Below are 18,971 nucleotides of genomic sequence, written 5' to 3' on the forward strand. Positions count from 1 at the left end.
TCCCGCCGTAGCGGTGTGACGGAATGATCATCGGAAGTTGCGTAGATGCGCTGGCATTGGACCGATCGACGGCAGTAGGCTGTCCTCAGTTGTTTGAGCCAGCGTGCGCTTTCGGAATGGAGACTTGCGTGGCTGGCGTCGTTGACCTGGAAGGATCACGGTCATGGCCATCCGCCTGTCGGGATTGAAGGCGCGCGGCGCGCGCGCACGGGTTTCGGAAACGGAACCGATCGTCACCGAACCGCCCACCCCCGATCGCCTGTGCGACGTCGCCGTCGGCGATACCGTCGTGCTCTCCGCCCCGCGCACCGAGCCGCGCCTGTGCCGCCGCCTCGCCCAGCTGGGCCTGCGCCCGGGCATGAGCGTCACCGTCGGTCCGAAGACCGCCGGCGGCGGCCGCGTGATCAAGTCCGGCACGTCCCGCTACGCCATCGACAGGGCCACGCTCGAGTTGATGGACGTCCTGCGATGAACGCGTCGCCGAAGGCCACCGCCAAGCCCATCGCCACCGCGCCGAGCTGCCACGCCTGCGCCGGCGGTTCGCCCGCGCCGTCGGGTTCGCCCGTCATCGGATTGGTCGGCGCACCGAACTCGGGCAAGTCGACGCTGTTCAACGCCCTGACCGGCGCCAAGGCGCAGATGGGCAACTGGCCCGGCACGACGGTAGAGGTCAGCCGCGGCGCCTGGCGGGCCGGCGACGTCACCTACGACGTCATCGATTTCCCCGGCGCCTACTCCCTCGACGCGATGAGCCCCGACGAGGAGCTCACCCGCGAGATGCTGATCAACCGGGAACCCGCGGAACGCCCGGACCTGGTGATCGTCGCCGTTGACGCGACGGCCCCGGCCCGCGGCCTGTACCTCTTCTCGGAGATCGCCGAGCACCCGTACCGCATCGTCGTCGCGCTGACGAAGACCGACGTGGCCGCGGCACAGGGCGTCGACGTCGACGCCGCCGCGATGCAGGACGCCCTCGGCGTGCCCGTCGTCGCCGTCGATCCGCGCCGCCGTGCGCGCGTCGACGACGTCCGCACCGCCGTGGCCGGCGCCATGACCGGGTGCCCGCGAGTCATCCGCGCGGTGGCGGAAACGGACGCCGACGGCGACCCCGATGCCCCCGACGCCGCCGACGAGGCGCGGTTCGCGTACATCGACCGCGTCGTCGCCGCATCGACGACCGACCGGGGCGAAAAGGCCACCTGGTCGGACCGCATCGACCGCGTCGCGCTCAACCCCCTGGTCGGGCCGCTGCTGTTCCTCGGCGTGATGTGGGTGGTCTTCCAGATCACCACCGTCGTCGCCGCGCCGCTCCAGGACGGCCTCGAATCGCTGGTCACCGGTCCGATCTCGGATTGGGCGCGCTCGGGAATGGGGGCCATCGGCCTCGGCGGCCCCGTCCCGACGGGACTTGTCGTCGACGGCCTCATCGGCGGCGTGGGCATGGTGCTCACCTTCGCGCCGCTGATGGCCCTGATGTTCCTGTGCCTGGCCGTGCTCGAGGACTCCGGGTACATGGCGCGCGCCGCCGTGGTCACCGACCGCGTCATGCGCGCCATCGGGCTGCCCGGCAAGGCGTTCATCCCGCTCATCGTCGGCTTCGGCTGCAACGTCCCGGCGATCTCGGCCACCCGCGTGCTGGGCAATCCGCGGCACCGGGTGCTCACCGCGCTGCTCATCCCGTTCACGTCCTGCAGCGCCCGCCTGACGGTCTACGTCATGCTCGCCGCCGTGTTCTTCCCGGGTTCGGCGGGCACGGTCGTGTTCCTCATGTACCTGATCTCCATCGGCCTGGTCGTGCTCACCGGCCTGATCCTGCGCCACACGCTGTGGCGGGCGATGCCCTCCGAGCCGCTGGTCATCGACCTGCCGGGGTATCAGCTCCCGATGCCGCGGCTGGCCCTGTCGGTCGCCTGGACCCGGCTGAAGGGCTTCCTGCGCACGGCCGGCGGCATCATCGTGGTCACCGTCGTGGCGGTGTGGGCGCTCATGTCCGTGCCCGTCGCCCCCGGATACGGCCTGGCCGACGAAAATCTGCCGCCCCGCGACTCCGCCTACGGCGCCGTCTCCGAAACCGTGGCACCCGTGTTCGCCCCCGCCGGCTTCGGATCCTGGTCCCTGACCGGCACGCTGTTGACCGGGTTCGTGGCCAAGGAGGCCGTCATCTCCACGTGGGCGCAGACCTACGCGGTGGAGGACGTCACCGACTCCGACCCCGACGAGCAGCGCACGAGCCCGCTGGCCGAGAACATCAGGGCCGACTTCGACGAAACCTCCGGCGGCCACGGCCTGGCCGCGGTGTGGGCGTTCATGATCTTCCTGCTCGCCTACACCCCGTGCGTGGCCACGCTGGCCGCCCAGAAACGCGAGATCGGCCTGAAGTGGACGTTGTTCGGCCTGGTCGCCCAGCTGCTCGGCGCATGGCTGCTCGCCGTCGCCGTCTTCCAGGTGCTGAGGTTGTTCCTGTGAGCATCTTCCCGGCCAACCTCTTTTCCCGCAGGCGACCGGTGCCCGCACCCGCGCCCGGTCCCGCGCGCACCCCCTTGTCCGCCGTCCGCGAGGCGATCGCCTCCGGCGAGGCGTCCCGCGCGGAGATCGCCGAGCGCACCGGGCTGTCCCGCGCCACCGTCGACGCGGCCATCGAGCACCTCGAGCGCACCGGATCGCTGCGCCGCGAGCGGATGGCGTCGTCGTGCCCGTCCGGCGGCTGCGCCCATGCGACGGCCGACGGGGGAGCGTGCTCGTCGTCCGGCAACGGCGCGGGCGAGCGGGGTCCCGTCGCCCTCGTGCTCACCCGCAGGCCCTGACCGCCGGGGAAACGGGGTAGGCGCGGACGGCGGGGCGCGCGGCGATATGGGCTTTCGCGGTGGTCGTGAGACAATGGCCGGAACATGACTGAAACCCCCATGAATGACATTTACCCCGACGAGTCGCCCGGCGAGGACCTCGCCGGGGACGCGACCGTCGGCAAGCCCGACGGGGGCGCGCCCGACAACCCGGCCGCGCAGCCGACCGTCGGCGATCTCGACCTGGAGGCCCGTTCCTCCCTGCGCCGCCTGACCCGCGCGGCCACGCACACCACCGACGCCGAGGACATCACCGAGGTCGAGTACCGCCAGCTGCGCCTCGAACGCGTGATCCTGCTCGGCGTGTGGACCCAGGGCACCCTCGCCGAAGCCGAAGCGGCGATGGACGAGCTCGCCGCGCTGGCCGAAACCGCCGGCTCCGAGGTCCTCGAATCGGTCCTCCAGCGGCGCGACAAGCCCGACCCCGGCACCTACATCGGATCGGGCAAGGTCGCCGAACTGCGGGACATCGTCAAGGCCACCGGCGCCGACACCGTCATCGCCGACGGCGAGCTCTCGCCCGGCCAGCTCGTCGCGCTGGAGGACAAGCTCGACGCCAAGGTCATCGACCGCACCATGCTCATCCTGGACATCTTCGCCCAGCACGCGAAGTCCAAGGAGGGCAAGGCGCAGGTGTCGCTCGCCCAGATGCAGTACCTGATCACCCGGCTGCGCGGCTGGGGTCACTCGCTGTCCCGCCAGGCCGGCGGCCGCGCCGGCTCCAACGGCGGCGTCGGCCTGCGCGGTCCCGGCGAAACGAAGATCGAGACCGACCGCCGGCGCCTGCGCCAGGACATGGCCCGCATCCGCCGCGAACTCGAGGGAATGAAGACCTCCCGCCAGGTCAAGCGCGCCCGCCGCAAGGCCGGCCACCTGCCGCGGATCGCCATCGCCGGCTACACCAACGCCGGCAAGTCCTCGCTGCTCAACGCGCTGACCGGCGCGGGCGTCCTCGTGGAGGACGCGCTCTTCGCCACCCTGGACCCGACGACCCGCCGCGCGGAGCTCCGCGACGGCCGCACGGTCATCGTCACCGACACCGTCGGCTTCGTCCGCCACCTGCCCACGCAGCTGGTCGAGGCGTTCCGCTCGACGCTGGAGGAGATCCTGGAGGCGGACCTGATCCTCCACGTCGTCGACGGCTCCGACCCGTTCCCGCTGGAGCAGATCCGCACCGTCAACACGGTCATCGAGGACATCGCCGCAGAGCAGAAGGCCGACGTGCCGCCGGAGCTGCTGGTGGTCAACAAAATCGACCTGGCCGAGCCCGCGACGCTCGCCGAACTGCGCCACGCGCTCGACGACGTCGTGTTCACCTCCGCCGCCACCGGCGAGGGCATCGCCGAGCTGGAGACGCGCATCGAGCTGGCGCTCAACGCCATGGACGCCCACGTCTCGGTCCTCGTGCCCTTCGACCGCGGCGACGTCGTGTCGCGCCTGCACGAGCAGGCCACCGTCCTCGACGAGCAGTACGGCGCCGACGGCACGGTCCTGGACGTCCGGCTGCCGCAGTCGATGGCACGGGAACTCGGGGAGTTCATCGTCGATCCCGACTTGCCGGAGCCGGGCGCGTAACATCACGCGCGTGACCAACGAGCATCACCCCACGGACCCCGGCCCGGACATCAATTCCACAGAGCCGGACGCCGCCACCGGGCGAACCGACGCCGCCACCGACCCGAACCACCCCGACCACCCGGCCGCCCGCGGGCGGCTGTTCGGCTGGGACGTGCACGGCGACGGCCGCACCATCGCGCCCGGCGCCGTCGTCGCACCGGAGGAGCGCCTGGACTGGCCGCGCACCATCGGCATCGGCATGCAGCACGTCATCGCCATGTTCGGCGCGACGCTGCTCGTGCCGCTGCTGACCGGCTTCCCGGTCAACACCACGCTGCTGTTCTCGGGCGTGGGCACGATCCTGTTCCTCCTCATCACCCGCAACCGGCTGCCCAGCTACCTCGGCTCGTCCTTCGCGTTCATCGCGCCGCTGACCGCCACGCAGGCGCAGGGCATCGGGGCGCAGGCGGGCGTCGTCGTCACCGCCGGCGCGGTGCTCATGGTCGTCGGCTTCATCGTGAAGAAGGCCGGCCGCCGCGCCCTCGACGCCGTCATGCCGCCCGCCGTCACCGGCGCGATCGTCGCGCTCATCGGCTTCAACCTGGCGCCCGTCGCCGCGAAGAACTTCGCCACGCAGCCGCTGGTCGCCGCGGTGACCACGGCGACGATCCTCGTGGCCACCGTCGCCGGCCGCGGCATGGTCGCCCGGCTGGGCGTGCTCATCGGCGTCGTCGTCGGCTGGGCATTCGCCACCGCCACCGGCAACCTGTCGCCGGAGGCCACCGCGTCGGTGGGCGAGGCCGCCTGGTTCGGGCTCCCGGACTTCCACGCGCCGGAGTTCCACCTCAACGCCATGCTCATCGGCCTGCCCGTGATCGTGGTGCTCATCGCCGAAAACGTCGGCCACGTCAAGGCCGTGTCCGCCATGACGCGCCGCGACCTCGACGACCTCGCCGGCGATGCGCTCATCGCCGACGGCCTGGCCACGACGCTGGCCGGTTCCGCCGGCGGCTCCGGCACCACCACGTACGCCGAGAACATCGGCGTCATGGCCGCCACCCGCGTGTACTCGACCGCCGCCTACTGGGTCGCCGCGGCCACGGCCATCGCCCTGGCGTTCATCCCGAAGTTCGGCGCGCTGATCCTCACCATCCCCGAGGGCGTCCTCGGCGGTGCGACGCTGGTGCTCTACGGCCTCATCGGCATGCTGGGCATCCGCATCTGGATGGACAACGGCGTCGACTTCAACAACCCCGTCAACCTCGTCGCCGCGGCCACCGCGATGATCGCGGGCATCGGCAACCTCACCCTGTCCATCGGCTCCCTTCAGCTGGAGGGCATCGCCTGGGGTTCCGTCGGCATCATCGCCGGCTACCCGGTGCTCCGGTGGCTCTACCGCCGCGTCGGCGAAGGACAGTTCACCGACGTCAGGGAGTAGCGCGGCTCAAGAGCGTCGCCGCGAACGAATGGCGCGCCCCCGCGCCCCGGCACGAACGCGAAGGCCCCGCCCGGACACTCTTCCGGGCGGGGCCGCGTCATTCGGGTGGACGCCCTCACGCGGGCGTCGCAAAGCAGAAGCGGGGGACTACTCGTCGTCCAGGTTCTGCTCGATGAGGCCGGCGATCTTCTCGACCGCTTCGGCATCGTCGGAGGTGACGGTGACCTGGTCGCCGTGCTCGGCGCCCAGGGCCATGATCATGAGGGAGCTGGCGGCGTCGGCGGGCTCGTCGTCCTCGTCGGCGTCCACGAGCTCGATGAGGATCTCCTCGTCGTACTCGGCGGCGGCATCGGCGATCAGCGTCGCGGGGCGGGCATGCAGGCCGACGGTCGAACCGACGGTCACGGTCTTGGAGGCCATGGTGGTGGTGATCCTTTCGGTGGTTGTCCTTGGTTACCGACTTTACGCGGTCGCGGCGACTGCGGCCGGGGCATCGCCCGAAACCGCGGGGGCCGTGTCGACCTTCCGGGGCCACAGCTGCTTCAGCGCGCTGACCAGCACCGCGCCGACGATCGCACCGGCGATGATCGCCGCGAACCAGCCGAGGACGTTGTCGATGGCGAAGAACACGAACACGCCGCCGTGCGGGGCGCGCGACGCCGCGCCGAAGGCCATGGACATCGCGCCGGTGACCGCGCCGCCGGCCATGATCGCCGGGATGACGCGCAGCGGATCGGCCGCGGCGAAGGGGATCGCGCCCTCGGAGATGAACGAGGCGCCGAGCAGCCAACCGGCCTTGCCGTTCTCGCGCTCCGCCTGGGTGTACAGCTTCGGGCGCAGGGCGGAGGACAGGGCCATCGCCAGCGGCGGCACCATGCCGGCGCCCATGACCGCAGCCATGATCTGCATGGAGGCCTCGTCACCCGTGGACAGGCCGGCGGTGGCGAAGAGGTACGCGGCCTTGTTGATCGGCCCGCCCATGTCGGCGCACATCATCAGGCCGACGATGATGCCCAGCAGGATCGCGGAGCTGCCGGACATGCCGCCCAGCCATGCGGCCAGGGAGTTCATCAGCGACGTCAGCGGGCGGCCGAGGAACAGGAACATCAGCAGGCCGACGCCGACGGAGGCGACCAGAGGCACGATGACCACCGGCATCAGCGACGCCAGCCAGCGCGGCACGGACAGCGACGTCAGCCACAGGGCGATGAGGCCGGCGATGATGCCGGTGACCAGGCCGCCGAGGAAGCCCGCGCCGATGGCGACGGAGATCGCGCCGCCGATGAAGCCCGGCGCGATGCCGGGGCGGCCGGCGAGGCCGTAGGCGATGAACGCGGACAGGATGGCCACGATCACGCCCATGCCGAAGTTGCCCGTCGCGAACAGGACCGCACCGAGGTAGAGCAGGAAACCGGAGCGTTCGACGGTGGTGACGGTGCCGTCGGCCATCGTGATGTCGTTGCCCGGCAGGTTCCACAGCGTGTAGTCCTGCGACACGCGCTCGGCGACGCCGGCGACCTCGTAGCCGCCGAACAGGAAGCCCAGGGCGAGCAGCAGACCGCCCGCGGCGACGAACGGCACCATGTAGCTGACGCCCGTCATGACCGCCTGCTGGATGCGCTTGCCCCAGCCCAGGCCGGAACCGCCTTCGCTTGACGACGACGCGGCGTCCTCGGAGACCGCCGTGCCCGCGACGCGCTTGGCGTTGGGGTCGGAGGCGGCCGCGACGGCCTCGTCGATCATGGCGGCGGGCTCGTTGATGGCGCGCTTGACGCCGGACTCGATGACGGGCTTGCCCGCGAAGCGGCCGCGTTCCTTCACCCCGACGTCGGTGGCGAAGATGACCGCGTCGGCGGCGGCGATCGTTTCGGCCGGCAGGGCCTTCACCGCCGAGGAGCCCTGGGTCTCCACGACGACCTCGACGTCGTCGCGTTCGTCGGCCACCTGCGTCAGCGAGTCGGCGGCCATGTAAGTGTGGGCGATGCCGGTCGGGCAGGCGGTGACGGCGACGATGCGGGTGACCGGCGTCGACGGGGTGGCGGGTACCGGGGCGGAGCGTTCCGACGCCGCGGTGGTCTCGGTCGCGGACTTGCGGGCGGTTCCGGCGAGGTGCGCGTCGACGACGTCGACGATCTCCTCCGGGGTCGCGGCGCCGCGCAGGGCGGCGCGGAAATCCTTCTTGACCAGGCCGCGCGCGAGCTTGGAGAGGATCTTCAGGTGCGCCTTGCCGCCGCCGGCGGGGGCGGCGATGAGGAACACCAGATCGGCGGGGCCGTCGGGGCCCGAGAAATCGACCGGGTTGGTCAAGCGGGCGAAGGCCAGGGTCGGCTCGGTGACGGACTCCGAGCGGCAGTGGGGGATGGCCACGCCGCCGGGCACGCCGGTGCCGGACTTGGCTTCGCGGGCCAGGGCGTCGGCGGCGAGCTCATCGGCGTCCGCGGCGCGGCCGGAGGTGCTGACCAGCGACGCCAGATGCCGGATGACGGACTCCGGGGTACCGCCCGGGGCGATGTCGAGTTCGACGAGCTCCGGGAGGATGACCTGGGATGACATTGGGGACTCCTCGTCGGGTAAGAGGGGGGTTGAGTGAGATGGGGTGGGAGAAAGAGGGGGCAGATTGAAAGAAGACGGGGGAAGCGGACAGGTTGAAGTGGGCCGGAGAGACGGCGGTGAGCGGGGAAGCGGCGCGGTAGGTGGGGAGCGGTAGGGGGGGGCGAAGGAGGCGGAGGGGAAGCGGCGCCTAGATTTCCCGGACGACGACGGCGTCCGGGTTCGTCTGGTCCGGCCGCGGGATCGTGGTGCCGGGCAGCGACGTGGCGGCCGAGCCGTAGGCGACCGCGCGGGCCAGGGCGCCGGCGGGGTCGAGCCCGTCTTCGCGGGCGAGCAGGTATCCCGCCAGGGAGCTGTCCCCGGCGCCGACCGTGGACAGCGGCACGATGGGCGGAGGGGAGGCCGCGAGCGCGGGGCCGTCGTCGAGCACGAGGGCCGCGCCGGCGGCGCCGAGCGTCACCAGCACCTCGCCGACGCCGGCCGCGTTGAGCCGGCGGGCGGCGGCGACGACCGGCGCAAGGTCGCCCGCGGCGGCGCGCTCTTCCAGCTCATGGCCGTCCAGGCCGGCGAGCTGGCCGAGTTCGAGGCCGTTGGGCTTCATGACCTCCGGCGCGGTGGAGGGGAAGGACTCGCCGAGCGACAGCAGCGGCGCGTCCGAGGTGTCCACGGCGATGCCGGCATCCGGGTTGGCCTCGCGGACGCGGCGGACGCACGTGCCCCAGAAGTCGACGGGCACGCCCGGCGGCAGGGAACCGGCGAGGACGACCCAGGAGGCCTGCGGCGCGTGGTGGACGAGTCGGCCGAGGACGCGTTCGATGTCCTCTTCCTCCAGGTGCGCCCCCGGGGTGTTGAGCTTCGTGGTCGTGCCGTCGTCTTCGACGATGGTGAGATTGACGCGGGCTTCGTCGGGCAGGTCGATCGCCTCGTGCGGGATCGTCGTCTGCGCGAGCAGCCGGGAAAAGCGGCCGTTCTTCGCCGCCGGGTAGAGGGCCAGCGTCTCGTGGCCGGCATTGGCGACGGCCGCCGAGACGTTGACGCCCTTTCCTCCGGGGACGTCGGATTGCATGGCCAGACGGTAGACGCCGCCCCGCTCGAGGGGGCCCTTGATGGTCGTGGTTCGGTCGATGGACGGGTTTGCGGTGAGAGTGAGAATCATCGGGCGACGATCACCTTGATGTCGTGGTCCTGCAGTTCGTCGATGAACGCCTGCGGGGCCGATGGGTCCGTGATGACGACGTCGATGTCGTCGAGGGCTGCGAAGCTGACCAGGAAATCGCGGCCGAGCTTCGTGGAATCGCACATGACCACCACCTTGCGGGCGTTGGTGATCATGGCTCGTTTGACGGCGGCCTCCTGCGGGTCCGCGGTGGAGAGGCCGTGGTCGATGGTCAGGGCGTTGGAGCCGATGAACGCGACGTCCGCGCGCATCAGCGCCAGCGACCGCAGGGCGGCGTCGCCGACGACGGCCTGCGTGATGGCCCGGACCTGGCCCCCGAGCAGCTGGAGCTCGATGTACGGGGCACCCGCCAGCGTCAGGGCGCTGGGGAGGGAGTTGGTGACCACGGACCAGTGCCGCTCCTCGGGGAACGCCGCCATGAGTTCGGCCAGCGCCTCGGTCGTGGTGCCGGCGTCGAGGAACACGCCGCCGCCGGAGGACGGCAGGAAATCAACCGCCGCGCGGGCGATGGAACGCTTGGCGTCCTTCTGGGCCTTCTTGCGCGCGTCGACGCTGACCTCCACCGTCTGGAACGACTTGGCGGCGACCGCGCCACCGTGGACGCGGTGCACCGCCCCTTCGGCGTCCAGCTGCGCGAGGTCGCGGCGGATCGTCTCGGCCGTGACGTCGAAATGGTGGGCGAGGTCGGACACCGTCACCCTTCCCTCGACGGCCGTCAGCGAAGCTATCTTTCGTCGGCGTTCTTCTGCGTACACGTCGTCTCCTGTGTCCTCCCGGCGCGAACCTGAATGATGTCCGTTCGGGGGTCGTTTGCCCGTTTCCGGGCCAGTTTGTGGGCTGGGGTTTATGGGCTCTGGGCTTGGGATTGCCGGTCCAGAGGGGTGCCGATAGGCTGTGTTCAACTACTCCTGATTATGCCCGAATGTGTGGGAAAGTCAAGCAAAATTTGGGTTTCCGTGTGGGAAATGTGGAGTAGTATCGGAGGAAAGCGATTTCCCCCGGACCGTGTCCACCCCAGGTGAATCGATCCACGACGTTTTCAGGAGAGCACATGTCCCCGTCCGCATCCTTGAAGGCCACCGCAGTAGTTCCGGGGGTGGGTTACGCGCCCGCCGTGTGGGTGTGCCCGCGCCCCGAACTGCCCCACGAGGGGGAACCGATCGCCGGCGGGGACGTCGACGCCGAGGTCGAAAGGTTCCGGGCCGCCGCGACCGCCGTCTCGGAGCGCCTCGCCGCCCGGGCCGGACGAGCCGAGGGCAATGCCGCGGAAGTTCTGCTGGCCACCTCGAAGCTCACCCTGGACCGCGGGTGGCACCGGGCGGCGGTGAAGAACATCAAGTCCGGCATCAGCGCGGAGTCGGCGACGGTGGCGGCGATCGAGAAGTTCGTCGAGATGTTCAAGGCCGCCGGCGGCGTCATGGCCGAGCGCACCACGGACCTGGAGGACATCCGCGACCGAGTCATCGCGGAGCTTCGCGGCGAGAACGAGCCCGGGCTGCCCGCGGTGACCGTTCCCTCCGTGCTGCTCGCCGATGACCTGTCGCCCGCCGACACGGCCACCCTGGATCCGGCGCTGTTCGTCGCGATGGTGACGGAGTTGGGCGGCCCGACCTCCCATACCGCGATCATCGCCCGCCAGCTCGGCGTGCCGTGCGCCGTCGCGGCGGGAGCGGGACTGCGCGCCATCGAGGAAGGCTCCATGACGCTCGTGGACGGCGCGAAGGGACTGATCACCGTCGATCCGGACCCGGAGGTCGCGGACGCCGCGGTGGCCGAGGCCGCGCGGATGGCGGAGAAGATCGCGGCATGGTCCGGTCCCGGGCGCACCGCAGACGGCGTGAGCGTGCAGCTGCTGGCCAACGTCGGAGACGGAAACGCCGCACGCATCGCGGCCGAGGGCGATGCGGAGGGCATCGGCCTGTTCCGCACGGAACTGTGCTTCCTGTCCGCCGCGACGGAGCCGACGGTGGAGAACCAGGCCGACATCTACGCCTCGGTGCTCAAGGCGTTCCCGGATTCGAAGATCGTGCTCCGAACGCTGGACGCCGGCTCGGACAAGCCGTTGGCGTTCGCGAACCTCGATCACGAGGACAACCCTGCTCTGGGCGTGCGCGGTCTGCGCATCTCGCGCTCGAGCTCCGGCCTGATGGAGCGCCAGCTCGACGCCATCGCGTTGGCGGGGGAGAAGGCCGGCCGCGGCGAGGGGGCGCCGACGTGGGTGATGGCGCCGATGGTGGCGACGCTGGAGGAGGCCGAGTGGTTCGCGGGCCTGTGCCGCGAGCGCGGCCTCACCCCGGGCGCGATGATCGAGATCCCGGCCGCCGCGCTGATGAGCCACGACCTGATGAAGGTGCTGGACTTCGTGTCCATCGGCACCAACGACCTGACGCAGTACGCGATGGCCGCCGACCGTCTTTCGCCGCACCTGGCATACCTGACGGATCCGTGGCAGCCGGCTGTGCTGCGGCTGATCGACATGACGTGCAAGTCGGGCCGGGACACGGGCACTCCCGTGGGCGTTTGCGGCGAGGCGGCCGCGGATCCGTTGCTGGCCTGCGTGCTCGTGGGCCTCGGCGTGAACTCGCTGTCCGCCGCGGCCACGGCCCTGCCGGGCGTGGGCGCGCAGTTGGCTGAGGTCACCGCCCAACAGTGCGCCGATGCCGCCCGCGTCGCGCTGGATGCGTCGGACGCCGACGGTGCCCGCGCCGCCGTGCGCGAGCTTTTCGGCTTGGAGTAGTGGCGGGCCGCCGGCAATTGTGTCCCGTGACGTTGCGATTGGCTTCTGCGGCGGTTGAGCCGTCCCGCCACCGCAACCCGCTGGGATGCACCGGCTAACCCACCCCGAATGCGCAACCCCACCCGCTGTAACGGGTGGGGTTGCGCATTCGGGGTGGGTTTACGTCAAAGTGCCGTGCATCGACCGGATGGAGGGAGGGCGGGTGCCCGGTGCGGCGATTCTCCGGCTGCCGCCTCCATCGGTGGGCGTCCGCCAGCCCATCAGCCTGCGTTCGTCGCGGGCACCCACCGGCACTGGACCATCCCAGGTCCCGCGATGCCCCAATAGCCGGCGTCCGCAGCCTCACGCGATATGACGGTTAAAGCCGTCGCAGGACGCTGACGACGCGGCCGAGGATGGTCACGCCCGCGTCGACCGGAATTGGCTCGAAGGCCTCGTTGTGGGGGAGCAGCCACTTGCCCGAGCGGTCTTCGTGCCATTCCTTGACGGTGGCCTCGCTGTCGGCCCCGCCGTCGATCATCGCGGCGACGTAATCGCCGTTCTCGGCGGTGTGCTGCGACTTCACCACGACCCAGTCGCCGTCGAAGATGCCCGCGTCGACCATCGATTCGCCGACGACGCGGAGCATGTACAGCTCGCCGGACTCGACGAGCTCGGCGGGCAGCGCCATGTGCTCGTCGATGCTCTGCTCCGCGAGGATCGGGTTGCCGGCCGCGATCTGGCCGACGATGGGGACGTAGGTGGGGGCGGCGGCGCCTTCCGGAACGTCGGGGACGGTGGCCGTCTTCGGCTTCGGACCGGGCTTGCCCGCGTGGGTGTCGAGCTTCTGCTTCAGATCGCGCACGTCCACGGCGCGGGGCTTGTGGGGGTCACGGCGCAGCGCGCCCTTCTTCTCCAGTTCCTTGAGCTGGTACGCCACGGAAGATGTCGAGTTGAGCCCGACGGCGTCGCCGATCTCCCGGATGCTCGGCGGGTACCCGCGCAACGACACCGCGTCCTGGATGACCTCGAGGATCCGCCGCTGGCGATCGGTCAACGCTTGCTTGCTCGGCTGCTTCTTGTCGGCCATGTTTCCACTCCCACTGGGTTAGGTCGTGCTCGATTGCGTCGTGCTCTGGTCGATCGGCCATCGGGACGATCGGGTCTGCGAACCCGTGCCTGCCGTTCGAACACGACACTACACCAAACGACGACGGGGTGGCACAACTGTTCGAAGTTTTCGCCCCCGTGTCTGGACGGGATCCGAACGCGGTGCTATAAATCGAACACAGGAACGCAGTCGAACATCCGTGCAGTGAATTCGGGCGGCATTTTCGAATCCGTTTCGTATCCTGACCGCGGATGACCGGATGGAAGGAACCAACCGATGACCGCCTTTATCGAAGACTACCGCACGTCCACCGTGAACTGGTACAACGACGACTTGGGACTCTACGTCCCGTCGTGGGTCGGGGAGCAGTCGCGCCCCGCGTCGCCGCCGGAGCGCGACCGTGGTAAGGCCTCCGGTGTTCGAACCGGTGCGCCCGCGGATCGAACGCGGGTCCGCACTTCACGTCGGCCCTCCAGTCGTCGCCCGGGCGGTGTTTCCGGGCCCTCGCGGCGTCCGAACACACGGGGAATGAAACTCAATTCGGCGCCCACCCACGGTGTTTCGAACATCGCGCACGTGCGCGACGGGCGTTCGATCGTGCGGGGCCCCGTCCAGGGGGTGCGGCGCAATGCCGTCTCCCTCGCCATCGTCGCCGGCGTGGGCGCCGTGTTCGGGCTCATGCTCCACTTCTCCGGGTTGGGGGCGCCGACCCCCGATGCCCCTCCGGCCCCGACCTACGTCGGCGTCTCCTCCACCGGCGCGAATGGTGCGTCGGACACGGCGGACGCCGCGCTCAAGTAGGGCAGCCGGCGCACCGTCGAGTGGCCTAACGGGCGATTAAGAGGTGGCCGCCCGGCCCCGTATGCTCGTATGCGTGCATTGCCAGTTTTGCCACCATGACCAGACGAAGGTCATCGATTCGCGTCTCATCGACGACGGTATGACCATCCGCCGCCGGCGGGAGTGCCTGGCGTGCGGGAAACGTTTCAGCACCCTCGAACGGTCGCAGCTCATCGTCGTCAAGCGGGACGGCGTCGTGGAGGATTTCAGCCGCGACAAGGTGATCCGCGGCGTGCGACGCGCGTGCCAGGGCCGAGATCTGCCCGAGGCGTCGCTGAAGCTGCTGGCGCAGCAGGTGGAGGAGACCCTTCGTTCCAAGGGCACTCCGCGCGTCAACTCCAACGACATCGGGCTGGCGATCCTCGAACCGCTGCGCGACCTCGACGAAGTCGGCTACCTGCGCTTCGCGTCGGTGTACAAGTCCTTCACCTCCGCGCAGGACTTCGAAAACGAGATCCTGGCGCTGCGCAACCGCGAAAAGTAAGCCGCGGCGATTGGGGCACGGCAAGTAGACAGCGCCGGTCATAACGCGGCACGAATCCGGCACCGGGCAAGCGAGGCCAGCCGCCCCGCCCGGGAAGCACGGGCGCGATGGCCCGGCCCCGCCCGGTTCTACCGCAGCTTGTCGATCGCCTTCTTCACGCGCTGCGGCGACACCGTCCGAGCCGTGCCCAGGCGCTGCGCGAACAAACTCACCCGCAGCTCCTGGATCATCCAGCCGATGTCGCGCACGGCGGCGGACTTGCGCCGGCCCTCGGGAAGACGGGCCAGGCGCTTCTCCAGATGCTCCGCGACCTCCGCGACCTCGTCCTCCAGCTCCGCATCGCGGTCGGGATCCGTTGCCATGTCGGCCAGCCTGATCTCCATCGCCTCCAGGTAACGGGGCAGGTGACGCAGATGTGCCCACCCGTGTCGCGCGACGGCGCCCTTGGGCAGCATGAACTCCAACTGCCCGCGCATGTCGTCGATCGCCGGGCCGTCCCACTCGTTCAACTGCGACACCACCCGGTGATACGCGGGCAGGGCCTTGGCCATGCCGACGACGAGCTGCCGGACCTGGCCCGGCACCTGCGGCTTCACCGAATCGCGCAGCTTCGCGTACTCGGCGGGGTCGCGCACCGGGCCGCCGGCGTCCATCATGCGGTCGCGGACGACGGTGACGCGGCAATCCTCGACCAGGCCTTCGGCGCCTCCGTGCGGCCAGGCGTCGACGGCCACGCGCTGTTGCAGCGGAAGCCCCTTGACCATGGACTTCGCCTGCACCGGGCAATCGCGCAGCAGCATGGTCAGGGTCGCGGTCACCAGCGACGCCTTGGCCTGCGCCTCCGTGGGCACGACCTTCACGGCGACGCCGTCCTTCGTGGCCACCAGCGTCGGATACGCGGTGACCTTCTGGCCATCGACCGTGTTCTCCACGGTTTCCGGCACCGCGCCGATGTTGTCGGCCGTCCACTGCTTCACCGCGGCGTGCTCGGACGCGCCCGCGGCCTTGGACACGGCGGTGGTCACCTGTCCGGCGCGCCGCTTCTGCAGGGCCTTCAGGTCCCGGTCCTGGTCGGTGACCTTGCCGCGGCGGTCGACGGTGGCGAAGTTGAACCGCAGGTGCGGCGGCAGCTTAGTCACGTCGAAGTCGTCGGCGTTGATGCCGGAGCCGCCCAACTGCCGCAGGGCATCGGCCAGCGACTCCCGCAGCGGCCGGGCGTAGGGCGTCATGGACGCCAGCGCACGGGCGGCGAAATCGGGGGCGGGGACGACGGAACGTCGCGAAGCCTTCGGCAGCGTGCGGATCAGCGATTCCGCCAGCTCCTGCCGCAGGCCGGGGACCAGCCAATCGAAGCCCTCGTCGCGCAGGCCGGCGAGCAGGGGCACGGGGACGTGGAGGGTGACGCCGTCGTCGTCGGCGCCGGGCTCGAAACGGTAGGACAGCCGGAAATCCAGCGTGCCCTGCTGCCACAGATCCGGGAACGCCACCGCGGACACGTCGTGGGAATCCGGATTAACCAGCGCATTGGGGTCGAAGTCGAGCAGGTGCGGGTCCGACTGCGAGGTCTTCTTCCACCACCGGTCGAAGTTCGCGGCCGTCGTCGCGGACTGCGGGATCTTGGCGTCGTAGAAGGCGTAGAGGGTGTCGTCGTCGACGACGATGCCGCGGCGGCGGGCCTTGTCCTCGATGCGCGCGGCCTCTTCGAGCTTCGCGCGGTTGTCGGCGAAGAACCTGTGGTGGGTGGTCCATTCCCCGTCGACGAGCGCGTGGCGGATGAACATCTCGCGCGCCGCCGCCGGGTCGACGCGGTGGTAGGGCACCGCGCGGTCGACGATGACGGGGACGCCGTAGAGCGTCGACTTCTGGTACGCCATCGCCGCGCCCCGCTTGGTGGACCAGTGCGGCTCGGAGTACTGGTGCTTGAGCAGGTGCGAGGCCAGCTTCTCCACCCACGCGGGCTCGATGCGGGCGGCGTCGCGGGCGAAGGTGCGGGAGGTCTCCACGATCTCCGCGGCCATCACCCAGCGCGGCGGCTTCTTCGACAGCGCCGACGCCGGATGCACCAGGAACTTGGTGTTGCGGGTGCCGGTGAACTCCTTGCCCTCGCCTTCGCGCACGCCGATCTGCGACAGCAGGCCGGCCAGCAGCGACTGGTGGATGGCGTCGGGGGAGGGTTCGTTGCCCTCGACCGACCAGTTCCAGCCGAGATCGGCGACGACCTGGTTGAGCTGGCGGATCAGATCCTGCCATTCGCGCACGCGCATGTAGTGCAGGAACTCGCGCTGGCACATCTTGCGGAACTGGTTGCCGGATAGTTCGCGGCGCTTTGCCTGCAGGTGGTCCCACAGCTTCAGGTAGGAGAGGAAGTCGCTGGTCGTGTCCTTGAACCGGGCGTGCGCCTGGTCGGCCTGCGCCTGCTTCTCCAGCGGTCGTTCGCGGACGTCCTGCAGGCTCAGCGCCGCGACGACCACGGTGACCGGCTTCAGCGCGCCGTTGACGTGCGCCTCCACGAGCATTCGCGCGAGCCGCGGGTCGACCGGGATGCGCGCCAGTTCGCGGCCGGTGGGCGTCAACGCCAGCTCCGGTTCCTGCCCCCGCTTTTCGCTTGACGACGTCCCGGCGCCCGCCTCGGGCTTGGCCAGCGCGCCAAGTTCGTCGAGGAGCTGGACGCCGTCGCGGATGGCCTTGTGGTCGGGTGCGTCGACGAACGGGAAGGCCGCGACGTCGCCAAGCCCCAAATTGGCCATCTGGAGGATGACCGAAGCCAGATTGGTGCGCTGGATCTCCGGGTCGGTGAACTCCGGCCGCGACAGGAAGTCCTCTTCGGAATACAGGCGGATGGCGATGCCGTCGGCGACGCGGCCGCACCGGCCCGAGCGCTGGTTGGCGCTGGCCTGGCTGACCGGCTCGACGGGCAGGCGCTGGACCTTCGTGCGCGTGGAATAGCGGGAAATGCGGGCGGTGCCCGTGTCCACGACGTAGTGGATGCCCGGCACGGTCAGCGACGTTTCGGCGATGTTGGTGGCCAGCACGATGCGGCGCGAAGAATGCGGGCCGAAGACCCGGTGCTGCTCGGCGTTCGACAGGCGGCCGAAGAGGGGGAGGACCTCGACGCCGCGCCACTTCTGGCCGTCGATGGCCTCGGCGGCCTCGCGGATCTCGCGCTCGCCGGAGAAGAACACCAGGATGTCCCCGTCGCCCTCGCGCATCAGCTCGCGGCAGGCGTCGACCACGCCGTCGACCGGGTCGATGTCCGTGACGCGCGTTTCCACCTGCCCGTTCTTGCGCGTGACGGTCTCCTCGACGACCAGCGGCCGGTAGCGGACCTCGACGGGGTACGTGCGGCCGGACACCTCGATGATCGGCGCGGGATTGCCGTCGGCGTCGGCGAAATGCTCCGCGAAGCGCTCCGGGTCGATCGTCGCCGAGGTGATGATGACCTTCAGGTCCGGGCGCTTGGGCAGGAGGCGCTTGAGGTAGCCGAGCAGGAAGTCGATGTTGAGGCTGCGTTCGTGGGCCTCGTCGATGATGATCGTGTCGTAGTCGAGCAGCAGCCGGTCGCGCTGGATTTCGGCGAGCAGGATGCCGTCGGTCATGAGCTTGACGCACGTGTCGCGGCCGACCCGGTCGTCGAAGCGGATGGCGTAGCCGACGTGGCCGCCGATCTTCTCGCCCAGCTCCTCGGCGATGCGCTCGGCGACGGTGCGGGCGGCCAGGCGGCGCGGCTGCGTGTGTCCGATTTTTCCCCGCACGCCGCGGCCGAGGTCGAGCAGGATCTTGGGGATCTGCGTGGTCTTGCCCGAGCCGGTCTCGCCCGCGATGACCGTGACCTGGTTGTTCTCGATGGCCTCGGCGATGTCGTCGCGGCGGGCCGACACCGGCAGCGACGCCGGGTAGGTGATTTTCGGGATCGACGCGCGCCGCTCCTCGACCCGCAGCCGCGCCAGCTCGATGTCCTCCGAGATCGCGTGGATCGCCGCGGGGGCCGACGCCCGCTTGAGGCGGCGGCGGAAGCTGCGCGCCTCGGCGAAGGTGACGCCGTCCAGGCGGGCGTAGACGGGCCGCTTGTCGACGTGCGGGCGGTCGCCGCGGGAGGCGCCGGCGTCGCGGCGCGCGCGTCGCTGACCGCCGCGATCGGGGCGGCCGGAATGGGATTTCTGCTCAGACATGGTTGACGACCAGGGTAGCCGCCGGCGGTGTCGGGGATATCACTGGCACGCTGCGCCGTTCGATGCGGCAATGGCGTGGGCGTTCA

The 18,971-nt window shown here is 70.3% G+C and carries 14 protein-coding genes; 8 read left to right on the top strand and 6 right to left on the bottom strand.

Annotated features, from left to right (window positions below; translation table 11 throughout):
* Positions 1-163: 163 nt before the first annotated feature.
* The 5 genes from CHAN_RS05990 to CHAN_RS06010 all read left to right on the top strand — a co-directional run bounded on the left by CHAN_RS05990 (position 164) and on the right by CHAN_RS06010 (position 5,838).
* Positions 164-472, top strand: a complete 309-nt coding sequence (locus CHAN_RS05990) for a FeoA family protein (protein ID WP_082144199.1) — start codon at positions 164-166, stop codon at positions 470-472.
* On the top strand, positions 469-2,466 hold the full coding sequence (feoB, locus tag CHAN_RS05995) for a ferrous iron transport protein B (protein ID WP_048739225.1): 1,998 nt from the start codon (positions 469-471) through the stop codon (positions 2,464-2,466). Before CHAN_RS05990 ends, feoB begins: the two co-directional genes overlap by 4 nt.
* A complete protein-coding gene (locus CHAN_RS06000) occupies positions 2,463-2,804 on the top strand; it encodes a FeoC-like transcriptional regulator (RefSeq protein WP_290292858.1) in 342 nt (113 codons plus the stop codon). Before feoB ends, CHAN_RS06000 begins: the two co-directional genes overlap by 4 nt.
* 99 nt (positions 2,805-2,903) lie before the next feature.
* Entirely contained in the window at positions 2,904-4,418 is a 1,515-nt protein-coding gene (hflX, locus tag CHAN_RS06005) for a GTPase HflX (protein ID WP_290292861.1), read from the top strand.
* Between the two features lie 139 nt (positions 4,419-4,557).
* Positions 4,558-5,838, top strand: coding sequence for a uracil-xanthine permease family protein (locus CHAN_RS06010; protein ID WP_290293374.1), 1,281 nt, complete (start codon positions 4,558-4,560; stop codon positions 5,836-5,838).
* 147 nt (positions 5,839-5,985) lie between these two features.
* Here the strand turns inward: CHAN_RS06010 and CHAN_RS06015 are convergent, their stop codons facing one another.
* The 4 genes from CHAN_RS06015 to CHAN_RS06030 form a co-directional block, all read right to left on the bottom strand.
* Positions 5,986-6,258, bottom strand: coding sequence for an HPr family phosphocarrier protein (locus CHAN_RS06015; RefSeq protein WP_048739222.1), 273 nt, complete (start codon positions 6,256-6,258; stop codon positions 5,986-5,988).
* A 42-nt stretch (positions 6,259-6,300) separates the two neighbouring features.
* On the bottom strand, positions 6,301-8,391 hold the full coding sequence (locus CHAN_RS06020; RefSeq protein ID WP_048739220.1) for a PTS fructose transporter subunit IIABC: 2,091 nt from the start codon (positions 8,389-8,391) through the stop codon (positions 6,301-6,303).
* A 187-nt stretch (positions 8,392-8,578) separates the two neighbouring features.
* Positions 8,579-9,544 (bottom strand): 1-phosphofructokinase family hexose kinase, encoded by a 966-nt coding sequence (locus tag CHAN_RS06025; protein WP_290292868.1) that lies wholly within the window; start codon positions 9,542-9,544, stop codon positions 8,579-8,581.
* Positions 9,541-10,320, bottom strand: coding sequence for a DeoR/GlpR family DNA-binding transcription regulator (locus CHAN_RS06030; protein WP_048740458.1), 780 nt, complete (start codon positions 10,318-10,320; stop codon positions 9,541-9,543). The genes CHAN_RS06025 and CHAN_RS06030 overlap by 4 nt, the downstream gene beginning before the upstream one ends.
* Before the next feature lie 296 nt (positions 10,321-10,616).
* Between CHAN_RS06030 and ptsP the strand changes: the two genes are divergently transcribed.
* Positions 10,617-12,302: a phosphoenolpyruvate--protein phosphotransferase gene (gene ptsP, locus CHAN_RS06035; protein WP_290292873.1), complete on the top strand. Its 1,686-nt coding sequence runs from the start codon at positions 10,617-10,619 to the stop codon at positions 12,300-12,302.
* 358 nt (positions 12,303-12,660) lie between these two features.
* On the opposite strand, the gene lexA is transcribed toward ptsP, so the two are convergent.
* A complete protein-coding gene (gene lexA, locus CHAN_RS06040) occupies positions 12,661-13,371 on the bottom strand; it encodes a transcriptional repressor LexA (protein ID WP_048743877.1) in 711 nt (236 codons plus the stop codon).
* A 549-nt stretch (positions 13,372-13,920) separates the two neighbouring features.
* Between lexA and CHAN_RS06045 the strand changes: the two genes are divergently transcribed.
* A complete protein-coding gene (locus tag CHAN_RS06045) occupies positions 13,921-14,193 on the top strand; it encodes a hypothetical protein (RefSeq protein WP_290292877.1) in 273 nt (90 codons plus the stop codon).
* 73 nt (positions 14,194-14,266) lie between these two features.
* Positions 14,267-14,716 carry a transcriptional regulator NrdR gene (gene nrdR / locus CHAN_RS06050; protein WP_048743974.1) on the top strand — a complete coding sequence of 150 codons (450 nt, stop codon included), beginning with the start codon at positions 14,267-14,269 and terminating at the stop codon, positions 14,714-14,716.
* A 128-nt stretch (positions 14,717-14,844) separates the two neighbouring features.
* On the opposite strand, the gene hrpA is transcribed toward nrdR, so the two are convergent.
* Positions 14,845-18,885, bottom strand: coding sequence for an ATP-dependent RNA helicase HrpA (gene hrpA / locus CHAN_RS06055; protein WP_290292882.1), 4,041 nt, complete (start codon positions 18,883-18,885; stop codon positions 14,845-14,847).
* Between the last annotated feature and the right edge of the window lie 86 nt (positions 18,886-18,971).

The sequence above is a fragment of the Corynebacterium hansenii genome, from assembly GCF_030408795.1.
Lineage (GTDB): Bacteria > Actinomycetota > Actinomycetes > Mycobacteriales > Mycobacteriaceae > Corynebacterium > Corynebacterium hansenii.